This is a genomic window from Altererythrobacter lutimaris (genome assembly GCF_013371495.1).
Taxonomy (GTDB): domain Bacteria; phylum Pseudomonadota; class Alphaproteobacteria; order Sphingomonadales; family Sphingomonadaceae; genus Erythrobacter; species Erythrobacter lutimaris_A.
Window position 1 is genome coordinate 1 of the sequence record NZ_JABWTA010000017.1, and the last position, 479, is coordinate 479.

1 protein-coding gene is annotated in these 479 nt (G+C 63.3%); it reads left to right on the plus strand.

The genetic code is table 11. The annotated features are described in order from the left end of the window. A partial coding sequence (locus tag HUO12_RS14345) for a PhoH family protein (protein WP_176274496.1) occupies positions 1-479 on the plus strand: 479 nt, incomplete at both ends.

Sequence of the window (479 nt, forward strand, 5' to 3'; positions counted from 1 at the left end):
CCGGCAAGACGGCCGTGCTGCGCACGCTCAAGGACTACGCGAACCAGAAGCATTCCGTATGGGGTGTCACGGCGCGCAACCGCGAGCAGAACTTCGCCCTGAACCTGCTGATGGACCCGGAATGCGATTTCGTGACGCTCACGGGTTCAGCCGGTACCGGCAAGACACTGATGACGCTGGCATCCGCCCTGAGCCAGGTGCTCGACGAGCGCCGCTACACCGAGATCATCGTTACCCGCGTGACGGTGCCGGTGGGCGAGGACATCGGCTTCCTGCCTGGCACGGAGGAGGAAAAGATGTCACCCTGGATGGGCGCGCTCGACGACAACCTCGAAGTGCTGGCCCGCGGCGACAGCAGCGCTGGCGAATGGGGCCGTGCCGCCACCAACGAGCTGGTGCGCAGCAAGATCAAGATCAAGAGCATGAACTTCATGCGCGGGCGCACGTTTTTGAACAAGTTCCTGATCATCGACGAGGCG